General features: G+C 64.4%; 14 protein-coding genes. 7 read left to right on the top strand and 7 right to left on the bottom strand.

The genetic code is table 11. The features are described 5' to 3' along the window. Nucleotides 1-131 precede the first annotated feature (131 nt). The 4 genes from qcrB to AC4FS1_RS14370 all read right to left on the bottom strand — a co-directional run bounded on the left by qcrB (nucleotide 132) and on the right by AC4FS1_RS14370 (nucleotide 5613). The gene (gene qcrB, locus AC4FS1_RS14385; protein WP_491156243.1) at nucleotides 132-1814 is read right to left on the bottom strand and encodes a cytochrome bc1 complex cytochrome b subunit; all 1683 of its coding nucleotides are present in this window, start codon (nucleotides 1812-1814) and stop codon (nucleotides 132-134) included. Then, nucleotides 1804-3204: an NAD(P)/FAD-dependent oxidoreductase gene (locus tag AC4FS1_RS14380; RefSeq protein ID WP_491156241.1), complete on the bottom strand. Its 1401-nt coding sequence runs from the start codon at nucleotides 3202-3204 to the stop codon at nucleotides 1804-1806. Before AC4FS1_RS14380 ends, qcrB begins: the two co-directional genes overlap by 11 nt. Nucleotides 3205-3416: 212 nt before the next feature. Next, the gene (locus tag AC4FS1_RS14375; RefSeq protein ID WP_491156239.1) at nucleotides 3417-5147 is read right to left on the bottom strand and encodes an FAD-binding protein; all 1731 of its coding nucleotides are present in this window, start codon (nucleotides 5145-5147) and stop codon (nucleotides 3417-3419) included. Further along, the gene (locus tag AC4FS1_RS14370; protein WP_491156238.1) at nucleotides 5134-5613 is read right to left on the bottom strand and encodes a carboxymuconolactone decarboxylase family protein; all 480 of its coding nucleotides are present in this window, start codon (nucleotides 5611-5613) and stop codon (nucleotides 5134-5136) included. The genes AC4FS1_RS14375 and AC4FS1_RS14370 overlap by 14 nt, the downstream gene beginning before the upstream one ends. A 244-nt stretch (nucleotides 5614-5857) precedes the next feature. On the opposite strand from AC4FS1_RS14370, the gene pdhA reads away from it, so the two are divergent. The 5 genes from pdhA to sigJ (AC4FS1_RS14345) all read left to right on the top strand — a co-directional run bounded on the left by pdhA (nucleotide 5858) and on the right by sigJ (AC4FS1_RS14345) (nucleotide 11190). Then, nucleotides 5858-6964: a pyruvate dehydrogenase (acetyl-transferring) E1 component subunit alpha gene (gene pdhA / locus AC4FS1_RS14365; protein ID WP_491156237.1), complete on the top strand. Its 1107-nt coding sequence runs from the start codon at nucleotides 5858-5860 to the stop codon at nucleotides 6962-6964. Next, complete coding sequence (locus tag AC4FS1_RS14360; RefSeq protein WP_491156235.1) at nucleotides 6961-7971, top strand: alpha-ketoacid dehydrogenase subunit beta; 1011 nt, start codon at nucleotides 6961-6963, stop codon at nucleotides 7969-7971. The genes pdhA and AC4FS1_RS14360 overlap by 4 nt, the downstream gene beginning before the upstream one ends. After that, nucleotides 7964-9199, top strand: a complete 1236-nt coding sequence (locus AC4FS1_RS14355; protein ID WP_491156233.1) for a dihydrolipoamide acetyltransferase family protein — start codon at nucleotides 7964-7966, stop codon at nucleotides 9197-9199. The genes AC4FS1_RS14360 and AC4FS1_RS14355 overlap by 8 nt, the downstream gene beginning before the upstream one ends. Nucleotides 9200-9277: 78 nt before the next feature. Continuing rightward, complete coding sequence (gene sigJ / locus AC4FS1_RS14350) at nucleotides 9278-10180, top strand: RNA polymerase sigma factor SigJ (RefSeq protein WP_491156232.1); 903 nt, start codon at nucleotides 9278-9280, stop codon at nucleotides 10178-10180. Between the two features lie 107 nt (nucleotides 10181-10287). Beyond that, complete coding sequence (sigJ, locus tag AC4FS1_RS14345; protein WP_491156230.1) at nucleotides 10288-11190, top strand: RNA polymerase sigma factor SigJ; 903 nt, start codon at nucleotides 10288-10290, stop codon at nucleotides 11188-11190. Nucleotides 11191-11272: 82 nt separating this feature from the next. Here the strand turns inward: sigJ (AC4FS1_RS14345) and AC4FS1_RS14340 are convergent, their stop codons facing one another. Beyond that, a complete protein-coding gene (locus AC4FS1_RS14340; protein ID WP_491156228.1) occupies nucleotides 11273-12100 on the bottom strand; it encodes a sigma factor in 828 nt (275 codons plus the stop codon). Nucleotides 12101-12110: 10 nt separating this feature from the next. Beyond that, a complete protein-coding gene (locus AC4FS1_RS14335) occupies nucleotides 12111-13211 on the bottom strand; it encodes a lipocalin-like domain-containing protein (protein ID WP_491156777.1) in 1101 nt (366 codons plus the stop codon). A gap of 131 nt (nucleotides 13212-13342) precedes the next feature. Here AC4FS1_RS14335 and AC4FS1_RS14330 point away from each other — a divergent pair, with 131 nt between their 5' ends. Together AC4FS1_RS14330 and AC4FS1_RS14325 are read left to right on the top strand one after the other, a co-directional pair. Continuing rightward, the gene (locus AC4FS1_RS14330; protein ID WP_491156776.1) at nucleotides 13343-14146 is read left to right on the top strand and encodes a thymidylate synthase; all 804 of its coding nucleotides are present in this window, start codon (nucleotides 13343-13345) and stop codon (nucleotides 14144-14146) included. Beyond that, entirely contained in the window at nucleotides 14143-14652 is a 510-nt protein-coding gene (locus tag AC4FS1_RS14325) for a dihydrofolate reductase (protein ID WP_491156226.1), read from the top strand. Before AC4FS1_RS14330 ends, AC4FS1_RS14325 begins: the two co-directional genes overlap by 4 nt. Nucleotides 14653-14718: 66 nt before the next feature. Here AC4FS1_RS14325 and AC4FS1_RS14320 read toward each other — a convergent pair whose 3' ends face one another. After that, nucleotides 14719-15294, bottom strand: a complete 576-nt coding sequence (locus AC4FS1_RS14320) for an NADPH-dependent FMN reductase (protein WP_491156225.1) — start codon at nucleotides 15292-15294, stop codon at nucleotides 14719-14721. Between the last annotated feature and the right edge of the window lie 372 nt (nucleotides 15295-15666).

The raw sequence follows: 15666 nt of genomic DNA, 5'->3' as shown, positions 1-15666 counted from the left end.
CTCTGGCGTGGCGGGTCACTCCCAGAGCGTTCGCGATGGAGCCCCTCTCGCAACCTCGAGCGACGGCGAGCACGGCCGAACCGACAACCCGCCACAGGGGTGTCCGCACTTCGGCAAACCCCGTCGCGCGGTCACCCCTTATGTGATCTGGTAAAACTCAAACGGTTACGGCGATGCTTCCCTGCAGCGGCACGAACCCCATTCTGGGGATGCTCCGCCACACTCGGCCTCTCCTTGATCGCGTGATTCTTTGGGGGCATATCGATCCGGTCCGCGAAAAACCAGCCCGCCAACTTTCCTCGGGCGCGTTCCAGCAGAGTGAGCTGCCCCGCGTCGTTGGGCCTCGCATCGGCAGCGAGGGTGTGCGAGTGCGCAGTCAGTCGCTCCTGCTCGTCGTCGTCAACGGAGTTGTGCACCTCCACGTACTCGCCTCCAGGAAGCCGAACGATACGCCCGGTCTCGTAGCCGTGCAGAACAAGATCCCGATCCTTCTTCTGAAGAGCGAGACACACGCGCCTCGTCAGAACAAAGGCGAACACAGGTCCGAGGATTAAAGTGATTTGGAGCGTCATGATGACCGACTCCAAGCTCAGACGGAACACCAGCGCGAGAATGTCGGCGCTGGCCGCCACCCAGAGGACACCGTAGAAGACGATCCCGGCAACGCCCAGACCTGTGCGGGAGGCGACGTTTCGCGGGCGGTCCAGGATGTGATGCTCTGCCTTGTCGCGAGAGATCCACCCCTCAATGAACGGATAGGCGACAACGGAGAGAAGGAACAGCCCGATAACACCCAACGGCGCCAAGACCGCTAGCGACCACGTGCGATCGAGCCGCACGAACTCCCACCCGGGGGGAACGAGCCGGAGGGCGCCGTCGAGAAATCCGGTGTACCAGTCCGGCTGGCTTCCCGCCGAGACGTTGCCGGGATCTGCGGGCCCATACAACCAGATCGGGCTGACCGTGACGGTGGCAGCGATCAGGACCAGGATGCCGGCAACCATCGAAAACAGACCGCCGGCGCGAGCGACGGCGACCGGGAAGAGAGGCACCCCCACGACGTTGTCCTCCCGACGCCCTCTCCTGGCGAACTGCGGCGGCTTGATGCGATAAGCCGCCCACGCGCGGGCAGCGACGAGCACGACGGCACCGGCGGGAATCACAAGAATGTGGATCACGTACAGGTTCTCCACGATGGTGCCGGGGAACTCGCCGCCGAACAACAACATCGACAACCAGGTGCCGACGAGGGGGATGCCGAGCATGATGCCCTGAACGATGCGAAGGCCTGAGCCGGACAGCATGTCATCGGGCAGCGCGTACCCGCTCCAGCCGCCGGCGAGCGCGATGACGAACAACAGGAACAGCAGTACCCAGCTCGTCCGACGTGGACGGCGGAACGCGCCGGTGAAGAAACTGACGAGCAGCTGCAGCATGATCGAAGCAGGAACGAGGAGCGCCGCCCAATGGTGCAGCTGCCGGATCAGGAGGCCACCGGGAACTTCGAAGGACAGCCGCATCACTGAGACGAACGCTCCTGAGGCCTCAACGCCCTGCAAGGGCGCGTACGGTCCGCGATAGGGGACAGGTTCGCTCGACGGCACGTAGACGATCATCAGTAGAACGCCGGTGAGGAACAGCACCGCGATGCTCGCCAGAGTGATGACGCCGAAAAGGTTGGTCCAGTGCAGAGGGACCCTTCGACCACGCAACTCGGCTGCGACCGCAGCGTACCTCCGTCCGAACGGCGTACGCTCCCGGAGGTATTGCGACGCCGTCGCCGTGAATGGCTTGGCGCGACGATTAACCGGCACGACGCGCCTCTGGCGGGGTCGCGTTCGCCGCGGTGGCCACTCCTGCTGTCGTGGTCGGTTCCGCGACGTGCGACGAGGGAAGCGGCAGTGCCGCCAGGAATGCCGCCCGGGGCTGCTGGACCGACTGCAAGGAGATGATGTCGCGGCCGAACAGGAACGCCACCACCCACAGCACCAGCACTCGTGCCTTCCGTTGCCACGTGGGCACGGCGAGTACGTGGTAGCCGCGATGCATGAGCCACGCCAGGACCCCCTTGATGACGATGCTGCGGTACTGGAAGATCCCGTGTCCGAGCCCCAGCGTTGCGATCGTTCCCGCGCTGTGGTGGAGGTAATTCCTCGGGACCTCGCCCTTCATCACGGCCGCGAGATTCTTGGCCAGGAGCTTGCCTTGGCGTACGGCGTGCTGGGCGTTGGGTACTGTTCGGGCTCCGTTGACGGCGACAGCAAGGTCGGGTACAGCGGCATTGTCGCCAGCGGCCCATGCGTCCTCGACGAAGGCTTCGCTCGTACCAATGCGCAAGTCCGGTCTCGTCAGGAGGAGCCCGCGCGCATCGACCGGCAAATCGGTGTTCGTAGCAACCACGGGATTCGCCGCGTTGCCAGCCGCCCAGACGAGGACATTGGTGAAGTACTCCTCGCCCGTGGACAGGACGACTCGGCCACCCCGCGCCGACACCATCTGTGTGTTGAGGTGGACGTGGGCACCGCGTCGGGTGAGGTGTTCGACAACCCAGCGGCCGGGCTGCTCGGTCACCTCGGGCAGAATGCGGCCGCTCGCTTCGATGAGGTGGAAGGCCAGGTCGGAGAACTTCAGCTCGGCATAAGACTTCAGCAGGGAAGAAGCCAAGGAGAGCATCTCCCCGAAAACCTCCACGCCGGAGAAGCCGCCCCCGACGACCGTGAACGTCAGCAGACGACGGCGCTCCGGTCCATCCGGAAGCCAGGCTGCCTGCTCGAACGCGGTGAGGAGCTGGTCGCGGACCGCGACGGCCTCTTCCACGGTCTTCAATCCGATCGCGTGTTCCGCGATGCCCTCGATGGGGAATGTTCGGGTGACCGCCCCTGCGGTTACGACGACGATGTCGTAGTCCAGCGTTCGGGTCGAGCCGTCGGGCATTTCCGCGAGTACTCGCTTGTCCGCGTGGGTGATGGAAACCACCCGCCCGGGGACCACGGACGTGCGGCGGAGGTTGCTCCGAAGGGAAACAGCCACATGTCGGGGCTCCACCGACCCCGCGACGACCTCCGGTAGGAACGGCTGGTAGGTCATATATGGCCGCGGCTCGACGATGGTGATCTGCGCGCGCTTCGCGTTCACCTTCTTCTCGAGGTGCCAGGCGGCGTAGAAACCGGCGTAGCCTCCACCGACGATGAGAATTCTTTGCATGGCTCCTCCGTGTTGCTCTCACTGTTAAGACCGGGCAGCTTGCTGAAATGTGATCGCCGATGCTCTGCTGAGGAGGTGTCCGCAAGGGAAGGGCGCCGGGCGACTCTCCCCCTCCCCCGCAGGCGCGACAAGCAGCTCCTCACGGCCGGGCTGGCGTGGACAGCACCGGCGCGAGCAAGCGTTGAACGGTCGAGAAGGAGTGCTGGTCTTCCCTACTCGACGAGCTTCCCGTCGGCCGAAACCTCTGTGATCAGCGCCTGCACCTCCGGCGCTACGGGCGGGATCCGCTCGTGTTCGACGGTGTCGTCGGGTGACCACACCAGGTTGACCGTGAGCTTCGGGTCCATTTCGGGATAGTCGCTGCGATTGTGTGCGCCGCGCGTCTCCCGCCGTTCGAGTGCTGCGCGCATGGTCGCTCTTGCGGCGATGGCTGCGGCGCGTAGGTCGAAGTAGTGGGCGAGGGCCTGGAAGCCGGCCACGTCCGGGTGCACGCCGATGTCGGTGAATCGGGTCTCGGTGTCGCTCAACTCTTCAAGACCGACCAGAAGACCTGCTTCGCTCCGAACGACTCCCGCGTGGGTGGTCATCGTGTTCCGGATGGCGCGCTGAAGCACACGGACGTTCTCGGCGCCGTCTGAGCGAAGAGCGGTTCGGATCTCTTGCCGGGCTTCGTCGACGGCGTCGGTTGAGCGCGTCTGTGCGGCGAGCCCGGCGCTGTAGTTTGCGGCGGCTTCGCCGACGATGCGGCCGAAGACGAGCAGTTCGATGAGGGAGTTCCCTCCGAGGCGGTTTGCCCCGTGCAGGCCGCTGGATGCTTCGCCAATGGCGTAGAGACCGGCGACATCGGTCGAATGGTCTTCGGGACGTACCCACACACCGCCCATTGAGTAGTGCGCGGTGGGTGCGATTTCCATGGGTGTCGTCGTGACGTCGAGCATCTGCAGTTCGAGCATGGTCGAGTACACGCGAGGGAGTTTGGTCATGATGGTCTCGCGGGGCAGATGGGACACATCCAGCAAGACACCGCCCTTCTCGGTCCCGCGACCTTCTGCGATCTCTGTATACGCCGCCAGTGCTACGCGGTCGCGAGTCGACAGCTCCATACGCTCAGGGTCGTAGCGGGCCATGAACCGTTCCCCGTGAGCGTTGCGGAGTAGTCCCCCTTCGCCCCGGGCCGCCTCGCTGATGAGAGTCCCGGCCGCGCCTTCCGGCTCGATGATGCCGCTGGGATGGAACTGTACGAGCTCGGGATCCCTGATACGTCCGCCGGCGAGGGTCGCAAGCCGGAACGAATCGCCGGTGTTCTCGTCGCGACGAGACGATGTCCGTCGCCAGATCCGGTTGTGGCCGCCCGCTGCCAGGATCACAGCGTCGGCATGGATCAGCACGCATTCTCCGCTGGAGGTGTTGAACCCGTAAGCGCCGAAGACCACGTTGTCCTTCACGAGGAGACGGGTGATGTAGACGTCGTCCATGACAGGTACGTCGAGTTCTTCCGCGCGTTTGATGAGAGTGCGCTGAATCTCCAGCCCGGTGTAGTCCCCTGCGAAGGCGGTGCGACGGTAGGTGTGCGCCCCGAAGAAGCGCTGGCTGATGCGCCCGTCCGCCTCACGAGCGAACGGCATGCCGTACCGTTCGAGATCCTCGATCCCCCGCTGTGCATTCTTTGTCACGATTTCCGCGGTGTGTGGATTCGCGAGGAAGTAGCTCTCTTTGATGGTGTCCGCTGCGTGCTGCTGCCAACTGTCATCTTCATCCATCGTGGCGAGGGCGGCGTTGATGCCGCCGGCAGCGAGCGAGGTGTGCGCGTCCTGTTTCGGTCGCTTGCCGACCGCGAGGACGTCTACGCGCCGCTCGGCGAGTTCGATGGCAGCACGGAGGCCGGAGCCCCCGGTTCCGATCACCAGAACTGTGGTGGAGATGCGACGTTCAGTCGGTTGCATGAGCGGTTCCTTCCGACGCCGGGCCTACTCGGAAGTGGCTGCTGATGGCGACCCGATTCGCGGAATTGATGGCGACGGCAACCCAGGTGGCCGCGGAGATCTGGTGGTCGGTAAGAACCGTGCCCACGTCGATGCCCCGGTCGACCTGCCACGGGGGCGTGCCGATGTGCGTGACCTGCTCGGCAATCTGCAGTGCCGCCTGTTCCTGCGGCGTGAAGTACTGCGACTCCCACCACGCCGCCAACACGGCCAGACGATCCTGGGTTTCGCCGAGTTTGACGGCGTCTTTGACATGGAGCCGCAGGCAGTACGCGCATCCGTTGATCTGTGAGGCACGGATCTTCACGAGTTCGACGAGCATCGCATCGAGCCCGGACTCCTTCGCGGCAGCTGCCGCGCGGGCGTTCAACTCCGTCATGGCCTGATAAGCGGCCGGATGCACCTTGCCCATATGCACTTGAGACATCGATCGTCCTCTCGTTTCCGGGCACGTCAGGTGCCCACATGGAAGACCACGTGCACGGCAGGTTTGTGAGGTTGTGCGGGACTCGGTAACCCGCACCTCACATGCGGAGCGGCCGCGTGGTCCTGATGGGTAAGCGCGTGTCGCGCAGAAGCGCGAATCGGCCAACTCGGAGATCCCGAGCACAGCGTTCACGTCTTCACGAGCGCGCCATGCGAGGCCGCCGCGCCTCGCCGAAAGGACCCGCATGCCCGAGAAGACGAACGCAGCTCGTCAGTCTGCTTCCGCGAAACGGAAAGCCGCCGGTCTCGCCGACCCAGGAATGCCTGTGCGCTTCTACCGGAAGATGGTGCTGATCCGTCGGTTCGAGGAGCGCGCTGCCCGGGCGTACTCGGAGGCGAAGATCGGCGGGTACTGCCACCTGAACCTCGGCGAGGAGGCGACAGTCGTAGGCATCGTGGCTGCCGTCGGCGCCGAGGACTACATCTATACGAACTACCGGGATCACGGCTACGCGCTCGCTCGGGGGATCAGCCCCGGCCGTGTCATGGCCGAACTGTACGGACGGAAGGACGGAGTGTCCAAGGGCTGGGGAGGGTCCATGCACCTTTTCGATGCGGCCTCCCGCTTCATGGGGGGTTACGGAATCGTCGGCGGCCAGGTGCCGCTCGCAACCGGTACCGCCCTGGCCGTGGCGTACCGCGGCGGCCCGGAAGCGGTGGTGTGCCTCATGGGGGACGGGACGACGAATATCGGCGCCTTCCACGAGTCGTTGAACATCGCGGCTTTGTGGTCGCTGCCTGTGGTCTACATCGTCAACAACAACGGCCTTGGCATGGGCACCACGGTGGCGCAGTCGTCGGCCGAACCCGAGCTCCACAAACGCGCGTCGTCTTACCGGATGGCTTCGGCCATCGTGGACGGCGAAGATCCTGCCGCGGTGTACGAGGCGGCCCTAGCCGCTCTCGACAGCGCACGGAACGGCAAGCCATACCTCCTGGAGACGACCACCAAGCGCCTCAAAGGCCACTCTGTCGTCGACCCGGCTCGCTACCGCAGCCGAGACGAGGCGAGCGCCCTGATCGCCGCCGATCCGGTGAGGAAGTATGCGCAGAAGCTGAAAGACCACGGCCTGCTCACGGACGAGACGATGGCGGAGATCGACGCGGAGGCGATGGCTTCCGTCGCAGAAGCTGTGCGGTACGCGGAGGCGAGCCCGCACCCGGAGATCTCGTCGCTGTTTGACTACACCTACGCGACGGCGGTTCCCAACGACTCACGTCGACTCCCCGGCCAGGCTCTCTACCCGGCGGCGCCCCGGCCGGCCGCGACACTCAGGGAGGTACCCGCATGAGCGTCATCAGCTATCGGCAGGCAATTCACGATGCTCTGAGGGAGGAGATGCTGCGTGATCCGAGTGTCTTCCTCATTGGTGAGGAGATCGGAATCTTCGAAGGCTCGTACAAGATCACGGCGGGAATGCTCGAAGAGTTCGGTCCGCGACGGGTGCGAGACGCCCCCATCGCTGAGGAGGGTTTCACCGGCGCGGCGATCGGGGCCGCGGTGGTGGGACTGCGCCCCGTGGTCGAGATCATGACCATCAACTTCTCACTGCTGGCCCTGGACCAGATCGTCAACCACGCGGCCAAGATCTATGGGATGTTCGGCGGGCAAGCGGCGGTTCCCATGGTGATCCGCACACCGGGGGGCGGCGGGCAACAGCTGGGAGCTACTCACTCACAGAACATCGAGCTGTACTACGCGTTCGTCCCGGGGATGAAGGTGGTTGCGCCGTCGACCCCTGCTGATGCGAAGGCGCTCATGGTCGCCGCGATACGCGACGACGATCCCGTGCTCGTCCTCGAGAACCTCTCTCTCTACAACACCACCGGCGAGGTCCCCGATATCACTAAACCGGTTGAGATCGGTCGCGCCGTAGTGGCCCAGGAGGGACGAGACGTCACCGTGGTGGCGTACTCCCGGATGGCCGTCATCGCCCGCCAAGCAGCCGCCCGGCTCGCCGAGGAGGGCATCGAGGTCGAAGTGATCGACCTCCGCAGTCTTCGCCCGCTGGACCGAGAGACCATCATCGCGTCAGTGAAGAAAACCCACTGTGCCGTCGTGTTGGAGGACGACTGGCTGACCTACGGCATCGGCGCAGAAATCGCGGCGACCATCTCTGATGGCGCCTTCGACTGGCTCGACGCCCCCGTGCGTCGAGTTGCGATGGCGGAGGTGCCGATGCCCTACGCGAAGTCGCTCGAGACTGCAGCACTCCCCTCGATCGACGACGCCATCATCGCGATCCTCGAAACCCTCGATTCCGTGGCTCGCCGGACCAGGAAGGACGACCATGATTGACATCCTCATGCCGCGGCTGTCAGACACCATGACCGAAGGCGCCATCGCCGCATGGCGAAAGAAGCCCGGCGACATGGTGAAGCCCGGCGACATCCTCGTGGAGATCGAGACGGATAAGGCTCTCATGGAGCAGGAAGCCTACGACGCGGGCACCCTCGTCGAGATCCTCGTCCCAGAGGGCCAGAACGTCGAGATCGGTACCCCCATCGCACGCCTCGACAACGGCCAGAACAACAACCAACCCGAGAGCGGATCCCGCGGAGCCGCTCCGCCTCCCACCGGCGGCGGGACCGCGGCGGTGAACCGGACGAGCGCAGAGACCACGTCAACGCCACGTGCACGGGAACACGATCCAGAGGATCGCCAAGCCGCTACGCCGCTGGTGCGACGGCTCGCCCGAGAACGCGGGATCGATCTGCACACCGTGTCGGGGAGCGGCCCCGCAGGCCGCATCGTGCGCGCTGATCTTCCAGGAGCAGCAGCGCCGGCCACCGACGTGTCCTCGATCCTCGAAGCCACCAGGGATCGTCGCGAACCGACGCGAGTGCCGTTCGACGCGGTTCGCCAGGCAGTCGCTGCGCGGCTGACGGCGAGCGGCTCAGACATCCCGACGTTCACCGCGACGGCATCCGCGGATGTGGACCACCTCTTGTCGCTGAGGGCGGAGATCAACTCGGCTCATTCGGAGGTAGGTGTCAAAGTCAGCGTGAACGATCTTCTCCTGCGCGCGGCCGCCGTGGCCTTGCGCCTCAACCCTGCCGTGAACGCGTCATACGACCCCGAAGGTGACGGGCACACGCTCCTGCACGCTCGTGTGAATGTGGGGTTCGCGGTGGCCTCACCGGCGGGGCTCATTGTGCCAGTGGTACACAACGCGGATCGCGTCTCGGTCAGCGCAATCGCCATCACCGCCCGCACACTCGTGTCCAGGGCGAGCGAGCGGAAGCTGACGTTCGCAGACATGAGCGACGGAACCTTCACCATCAGCAATCTCGGGATGTTCGGCATCGACCATTTCACCGCCCTCATCAACCCGCCGCAAGGTGCGATCCTCGCGGTGGGAGCCGTCCGGGACGAGCTGGCTCTCGAGAACGGACGAGTGGAGAGTCGCAAACGGCTCACCTTCACGCTCACGGCCGACCACCGCATCATCGACGGAGCCGACGCGGCCCGTTTCCTTGCCACACTCTCGTCTCTGCTCGAAGATCCGCTGCGCGTGATCAGCTGAGGCATCAGACAAGCGCTGTGGGGTTGCACCTCACATTTCTTCCGCTTGCTCGGTCAATTAGGTGACAGGAGGCTCACGATGGCCGGCAACGAGCACGACGGCGGGGACTACGACGTGTGGGACGAGCGTCGCCGATTGGTGTCGCTTGCTTTCCGGATGCTGGGCACAGTAGCGGACGCAGAAGACGCCGTGCAGGAGACTTACATTCGTTGGTATCGAATGAGTGAGTCCGAACGCGACGCCATAATCGTGCCACGGGCCTGGCTCACTCGAGCGACAAGCAGGATTTGTCTCAACGTCCTCGCCTCCGCAAGACACCGTCGGGAGACGTACGTCGGCGAGTGGCTTCCAGAGCCCGTCCCCGCGTTGGCTCTGGCGTCACCCGCGGCGGGGGCGGAGGACCCTCTCGAACGAGTGACTTTGGACGAGTCCATAAGCACCGCGCTGCTCGTCGTACTGGAAGCCATGACCCCCGCGGAGCGCGTCGCGTTCGTCCTGCACGATGTGTTCGCAATGACATTCGACGAGATCGCTGAGATCGTCGGTCGAACTCCGGCTGCGTGTAGGCAGCTAGCTATGTCCGCTCGGGGGCGCGTCCAGAAAAGTCGTAACCGTAGAGCGACGCACAGCGAACACGAAAGAGTTGTGAAGGCTTTCGCGGCAGCAGCCCGCGCGGGCGACATCGCCGGTCTCGTCGCCGTGCTCGATCCTCAAGTCGTCCTCCGCTCCGATGGAGGCGGCATCGTGACCGCCGCTTTGAACCCCATCATGGGGAGCAACAAGGTCGCTCGCTTCGTCCTGGGCGTGTTGAGCAAACACCCCTACGCGTCGGTCGTGGAGCAGGTCACGCCCGACGGGACGGGCTTCGCCCTGCGGGAGAACGGGCGAGTCTTCGGGGTCGTGACCCTGGACGTATTGAATGGTCTGGTAAGTGACGTACGGATGATGATGAACCCGCACAAGCTCACCATGTGGGCCTGACGATCGCGTCACGGCATCGCGTCTACGGCCATCGGTACGCTGGGGCGAGCGATTCGGACCAGTATCGTGCTCTGCCCCCGCACCAATGAACCCCGCGAGAGTGATGGATGCCTCCCGACGCACGTGTGGGCCCGACGGCGGTGGAGAGGGAACGCCCACGTTTGCTCGCTATAGCGTTCCGTATGCTCGGCACGGCGGCCGATGCGGAAGACGCCGTTCAGGACACCTACGTGCGTTGGTACCGCATGCGCGCGGAGGAGCGCGACTCCGTCGTCACGCCGGCCGCGTGGCTCACGCGCGCCGTCAGCCGCGTTTGCCTGAACGTTCTGACATCCGCTCGTCACAACCGCGAGCTCTACACCGGACCGTGGCTACCGGAGCCCGTTCCCGTAGGCGCCTTCGAGCCGACACTTACTTCAGAGCTTTCCGATCCGCTCGAGCGGGTCACTCTGGATGACTCCGTCAGTACCGCACTCCTCCTTCTCCTCGAATCGATGACCCCAGCCGAGCGGGTGTCGTTCGTCCTACACGACGTCTTCGCGGTCCCGTTCGACGAGATCGCCGCGATCGTCGGTCGCACGCCGGCCGGTTGCCGGCAACTGGCCACAGCAGCCCGCCGTCGCGTGAGGGACGGCCGGGGTCAGCCTGTCACCCGAGAGGAGCATGACAGGGTGGTTCGCGCCTTCGCTGACGCCGCGCGGGAAGGGGATTTGGCCGCCCTGCTCGCCGTCCTGGACCCTCGCGTGGAGGTGCGATCGGACGGCGGCGGTCACGTCACGGCCGCGCGCCGACCGATTTCCGGCGCCGACAAGGTCGCTCGGTTCCTCCTTGGTGTGATTCGCAAGTACCCATCGATCACCGTTGAAGACGTGGAAACGGCGGATCGCCTCGGCTTCGCACTGCGCCGCGACGGCCGCGTCGTCGGTGTTGCGACGTTGAATGTCACGGGGCGGACGGTTTCGGCGGTTCGTCTCGTGATGAACCCCTACAAGCTGTCGTTGTGGAACTGACTGCACACAGGCGAACAACCCAGTCAGGTCCTGGTCGTTTTCAACGGTATTCTCACGCGCGCCCGCCCCTTCAAGGCCGGCGTCAGCAAAGGTCCTCGTGCGCACCCTGTAGCTGAATCGCCGCAATTGCTTGGTGGCGGACGGCGACTGACACCGCTGCGATGATACGGCCGTCGTCCCAAAGCGCGAGCCCAAGACCTATGGGACTGTCCTGCGGGAGGACCGCCACGGCCGGACATCTCTCCAGAGAAGACAGAATGTACAACGACGCGTCCGCGGCACTGAGCACTCGCCTCCGCGTCTGCTTCGTGTTCCCGTCGCAGCTCGGCTCAAGTCGGACATGCGGATCCATAACGGCGAGAAGCGCCGCTTTGTCGCGGTTGTGGGCCGCCGACGCGAAAACCGTCACGACATCGTCATGCTGCGCGCGCTCGGTTCGCTGCGTGCGGCTTTCCGTCTTCCGGCGACGAGCGGCGTCGGTGATGCGCTGGCACACAGCCGGCGAGTGGTCCAGGATCTCGGCCATCTGCTCGAACGTCATGTTCAGCGCGTCGAGCACCAGGGAGACGCGTTCTGCTGGGGTCATCGCTTCCGTCACCTCGAAGCGCGTCTCCTCATCATCGGTGTGACGAGACTTGGGCAACCAGGCCTCCGAGTGGTGCGCGCTCTCTCGGTCTGCGTTCGTGAGTTTGCTCAGACAAGCACGAGATACGGCTCGAGTCAGCCATGTTCGGGGTGTCTCGACCGCGTCTTGTTCATCTGCCGTCAGGTAATACCAGCTGATGTAAGACTCCTGCACGGCGTCCTCAGCACCGGTCACGGATCCCAGCATCCGAAAGGCTAGTGATGCGAGGTGGCGTCTTTCCTCCTGCATTGCGGAGTGCTGTTCATTGAATTCGTCCGGCGTCATTGCTGTCTACTCAGCGGACTCGGACCGCGGATTTGCCGTCCGTCCTGGCATGGCCGAAATACATGACTTCCCAGATGGCCTCGTCGGTGAAGGTTTCGGCGAGTCGGTTCCCCGACCATCGTTCAACAGTGAGATCACCGACAAAACGAAGGTATGCGCCGTCGAACCGCATCAGCCGGGCGGCGAGCTTGCGCCACCCGTCCATCTGCTCGACGAAGGTCGCAGCGACGAGGTCGCGTCGTCTCGCGAAGGTGACGACGTACCGGTCGGCGCCGTCGTCGTAGGTATATCGCGTGACGTTGGCAACCGGCTTTCCAGTCCTCGGGTCGATGTACGCGTCGGAGGCGCGAAATCGGACGAACTCCGCACCGTCCGCGACGATGTGACCGTCCTTGGCAAGCATAAAGATGGGAATCCCGTCGAAGTCGAAATCTTCATGAGCAGTGATGTACGACGCGATGACGGAGTACGGTCCGGCCTTGCCGCGGGCCCAATACCAGTCATTGATGATCTTCGTCATGCCGACATTGCCCCAGTTGTGGTCGTGGTAGCCAACCCCCGTCACCTCAGTGCGGATACCCGCCACCTCGTAGTACCCACGAACCGTTCCCTCCGGAACTGCGGGCAACCAGGAGAATTCCCGGTCTCGCTTCTCGCCGAACACGAGGTATCCCGTTTCCGGGCGCCACGGGCGGATCGTCGCGTCCAGAGCCACGCGAACGACGACGTCGTCCAGCTCCACATCGATCTCGTAATGCGAGAGATCACCGACGAAGCGGTTCTCCGCGATACGCACATCCGCGCCCTCCGCGGATGCTGAGAACACGCCGGCCGGGAAGCTCCGGATGAAGCTTCGGCTGCGTCCGTCAGGCAGATCGAGATTCAATCGAATCATCGGCGATAGCGGCTTACCCGGCGTCGACAGATCCTTCGTCATGAAGATCGCGACGAGCTTCGCACCGTTGTCGAGGTGCGCATCGAAGTACCACCACTCGTAGGTCCCTCTGCGTCCGTCCGTGCGTGCTCCGTCTTCTCTCGCCACGATCCGGTCCCGGTCGATTCCGATGCGTCGATAATCGCGCTCGAGGCCCGCGATGCTTGCGGTGTGCATGGTGCTCACGATGACTCCCATCACGGCTGTGTCGGCGCCGCTCACAATAAGGACCAGGACGCGCGCCGCATTGTGAGGCGGCTAAGTCGCGTGGTCGCGAGGATGCCGGTGGGTACGCTAACCGGGTGGCCATGAGCATCCCGACCCCCTACGAAGACCTCCTGCGTGAGGTGATGTCCACCGGCACACCGAAGGGCGACCGCACGGGAACGGGCACGACGAGCGTGTTCGGCCGACAAATGCGGTTTAACCTCGCGCAGGGGTTTCCCCTGATCACGACCAAGCGCGTCCACTTTGCGTCGGTGGCCTACGAACTCCTCTGGTTTCTCCGGGGCGAGTCCAACGTTCGCTGGCTGCAAGAGCACGGCGTATCCATCTGGAACGAGTGGGCCGATGCGGACGGCGAGCTCGGTCCCGTCTACGGCGTCCAATGGCGCTCGTGGCCCACTCCGTCAGGCGAGAGCATCGACCAGATAGCGAACGTCGTCGTTCAGATCAAAAGCAACCCCGACAGCCGCCGGCACATCGTGACCGCCTGGAACCCCGCTGATGTAGACGCGATGGCACTCCCGCCGTGTCACGCCTTCTTTCAGTTCTACGTCGCGGACGGCAAACTGAGCTGTCAGCTCTACCAGCGCAGCGCGGACATGTTTCTCGGTGTGCCGTTCAACATCGCCTCCTACGCGCTGCTGACGTTGATGGTGGCACAGCAGACGAATCTGGAGCCGGGCGATTTCGTTTGGACCGGCGGCGACTGCCACATCTACGACAACCACCGCCTCCAGGTTCAGGAGCAGCTCTCACGTGCTCCCTTCCCTTACCCGCGGATGAAGCTGCGCCGGGATCCGTCCACCTTGTTCGACTACACCTTTGACGATTTCGAACTGCAGGACTACCAGCACCACGCGGCCATCCGGGCTGCGGTGGCGGTGTGACAACCACGTTGCGGGCCATCTGGGCACAATCGCGCTCGCGCGTCATCGGAGCCGACGGCGGACTCCCCTGGTACTTACCGGAGGATTTGGCGTACTTCAAGCGAGTCACCGCAACGGAGCCGGTGGTCATGGGCCGTCGCACCTGGCAGTCGCTTCCGGATCGCTATCGTCCGCTTCCGAACCGCCCTAACATCGTCGTCTCCCGAGACGTCTCATTCCGCGCCTCCGGCGCCACCGTGGTTCACTCCCTCGACGCTGCGCTGGAAAGCGCCGCGGCGCTGAGCCCTGACACCTGGGTCATCGGCGGTGGCACTCTTTACGCCGGCGCCTTGAGCCGGCTCCGTGAAGTGCACGTGACCGAGGTGGACGTCGAGGTCGACGGCGACGTGCTGGCCCCCGAACTGAGCGCGGAGTGGACTCGACTTCTCGTCGACCCGGGCGAGCGCGAATGGCATACCAGCCGGACCGGGACGCGGTACCGCTTCGTCATATACGTCCGTCGCTGATGCGCGAAGGTGTCGTGGAGCGACGCCCAGGTTCGATCAGCGCCCGTTCCCCTCGGGAGAGCGGATCTACCTCGCGAGAACGGCAGGAGCATCCGCGTAGCGGTCGACCAGCGCGTCGAATGCGTGAAGATATCCCACCAGGAACTCGGCTGTACCCTCGCTGGTCACCTCGCCCTCGTCGGTAAACATTCCCGGCAAGGACTGGATGTACCCCTCAGGCTGACCGAGCGTGGGCGCGTTCAGGTGGCTGAGGATCGCCTTCAGGTGCTGTTGCGCTGCGGCGGTGCTGACGGATCCAGCAGAGGTGCCGATGACGGCCGTTGGCTTGCCACTCAGCGAGCTCTGGCCCACCGGTCGCGCGATCCAGTCGAGGGCGTTCTTGAGTACTCCCGGAATTGACCGGCTGTACTCCGGGGTCACGATGATGACGCCGTCAACGTAGTCGATGGCCTGCTTGAACTCTCGGGCGACCTGCGGGATGTCGGCGTCGAAGTCCTGCGAGTAAAAAGGAAGGTCCCTGATGGGGATCTCGACGAGATACATGCCCTCCGGGGCGATCCTTCGCAGTGCCCTCGCGAGACGGCGGTTGATAGAGGTGGAGGAGATACTGCCGACGATGTATCCGATGGTGCGAACAGTCATTATTCAGCCCTTCTGGCACTGGCGGTACCGCAGTGACGGTCACTGCAGGCGCATCAATACTGACCAGGCGACCAGTGGCGTTGTGAGGCCGCGCCGCTCCACGGATTCTGCTCGTACGCGGTTGTCGTTCTACTGAAAGGAATTGGTCTTGCCAGCTTCCCCCGCTCCTAGCCGGCCGAGTTACCTCCGATGCGGGAGGTCCGCTTAGACGGTGTCATGGCGGGCGCCAATGGTCGCCTGAGTTTTACCCGGCGCGGTACCCGTGGCTACACGAGTCGGAGACGACGGTCGGTCCTATCTGCCGCTCGGACAGGATGACCACCCCACCCGGCCAAGCACGGATCGCTGGAAGCATCAGGCGTGGGGATCGCC

Source organism: Microbacterium sp. Z12_35 (assembly GCF_058310475.1).
This window is presented reverse-complemented; position numbering and strand designations above follow the sequence as displayed.

What these genes read in the sequence shown, in the direction of transcription:
- AC4FS1_RS14330 (WP_491156776.1), top strand. Translation starts at nt 13,343, where the DNA reads ATGAGCATCCCGACCCCCTACGAAGACCTCCTGCGTGAGGTGATGTCC.
- AC4FS1_RS14380 (WP_491156241.1), bottom strand. Translation starts at nt 3,204, where the DNA reads ATGCAAAGAATTCTCATCGTCGGTGGAGGCTACGCCGGTTTCTACGCC.
- AC4FS1_RS14335 (WP_491156777.1), bottom strand. Translation starts at nt 13,211, where the DNA reads ATGCACACCGCAAGCATCGCGGGCCTCGAGCGCGATTATCGACGCATC.
- sigJ (WP_491156230.1), top strand. Translation starts at nt 10,288, where the DNA reads ATGCCTCCCGACGCACGTGTGGGCCCGACGGCGGTGGAGAGGGAACGC.
- AC4FS1_RS14340 (WP_491156228.1), bottom strand. Translation starts at nt 12,100, where the DNA reads ATGACGCCGGACGAATTCAATGAACAGCACTCCGCAATGCAGGAGGAA.
- sigJ (WP_491156232.1), top strand. Translation starts at nt 9,278, where the DNA reads ATGGCCGGCAACGAGCACGACGGCGGGGACTACGACGTGTGGGACGAG.
- AC4FS1_RS14370 (WP_491156238.1), bottom strand. Translation starts at nt 5,613, where the DNA reads ATGTCTCAAGTGCATATGGGCAAGGTGCATCCGGCCGCTTATCAGGCC.
- AC4FS1_RS14375 (WP_491156239.1), bottom strand. Translation starts at nt 5,147, where the DNA reads ATGCAACCGACTGAACGTCGCATCTCCACCACAGTTCTGGTGATCGGA.
- AC4FS1_RS14320 (WP_491156225.1), bottom strand. Translation starts at nt 15,294, where the DNA reads ATGACTGTTCGCACCATCGGATACATCGTCGGCAGTATCTCCTCCACC.
- AC4FS1_RS14355 (WP_491156233.1), top strand. Translation starts at nt 7,964, where the DNA reads ATGATTGACATCCTCATGCCGCGGCTGTCAGACACCATGACCGAAGGC.
- AC4FS1_RS14360 (WP_491156235.1), top strand. Translation starts at nt 6,961, where the DNA reads ATGAGCGTCATCAGCTATCGGCAGGCAATTCACGATGCTCTGAGGGAG.
- pdhA (WP_491156237.1), top strand. Translation starts at nt 5,858, where the DNA reads ATGCCCGAGAAGACGAACGCAGCTCGTCAGTCTGCTTCCGCGAAACGG.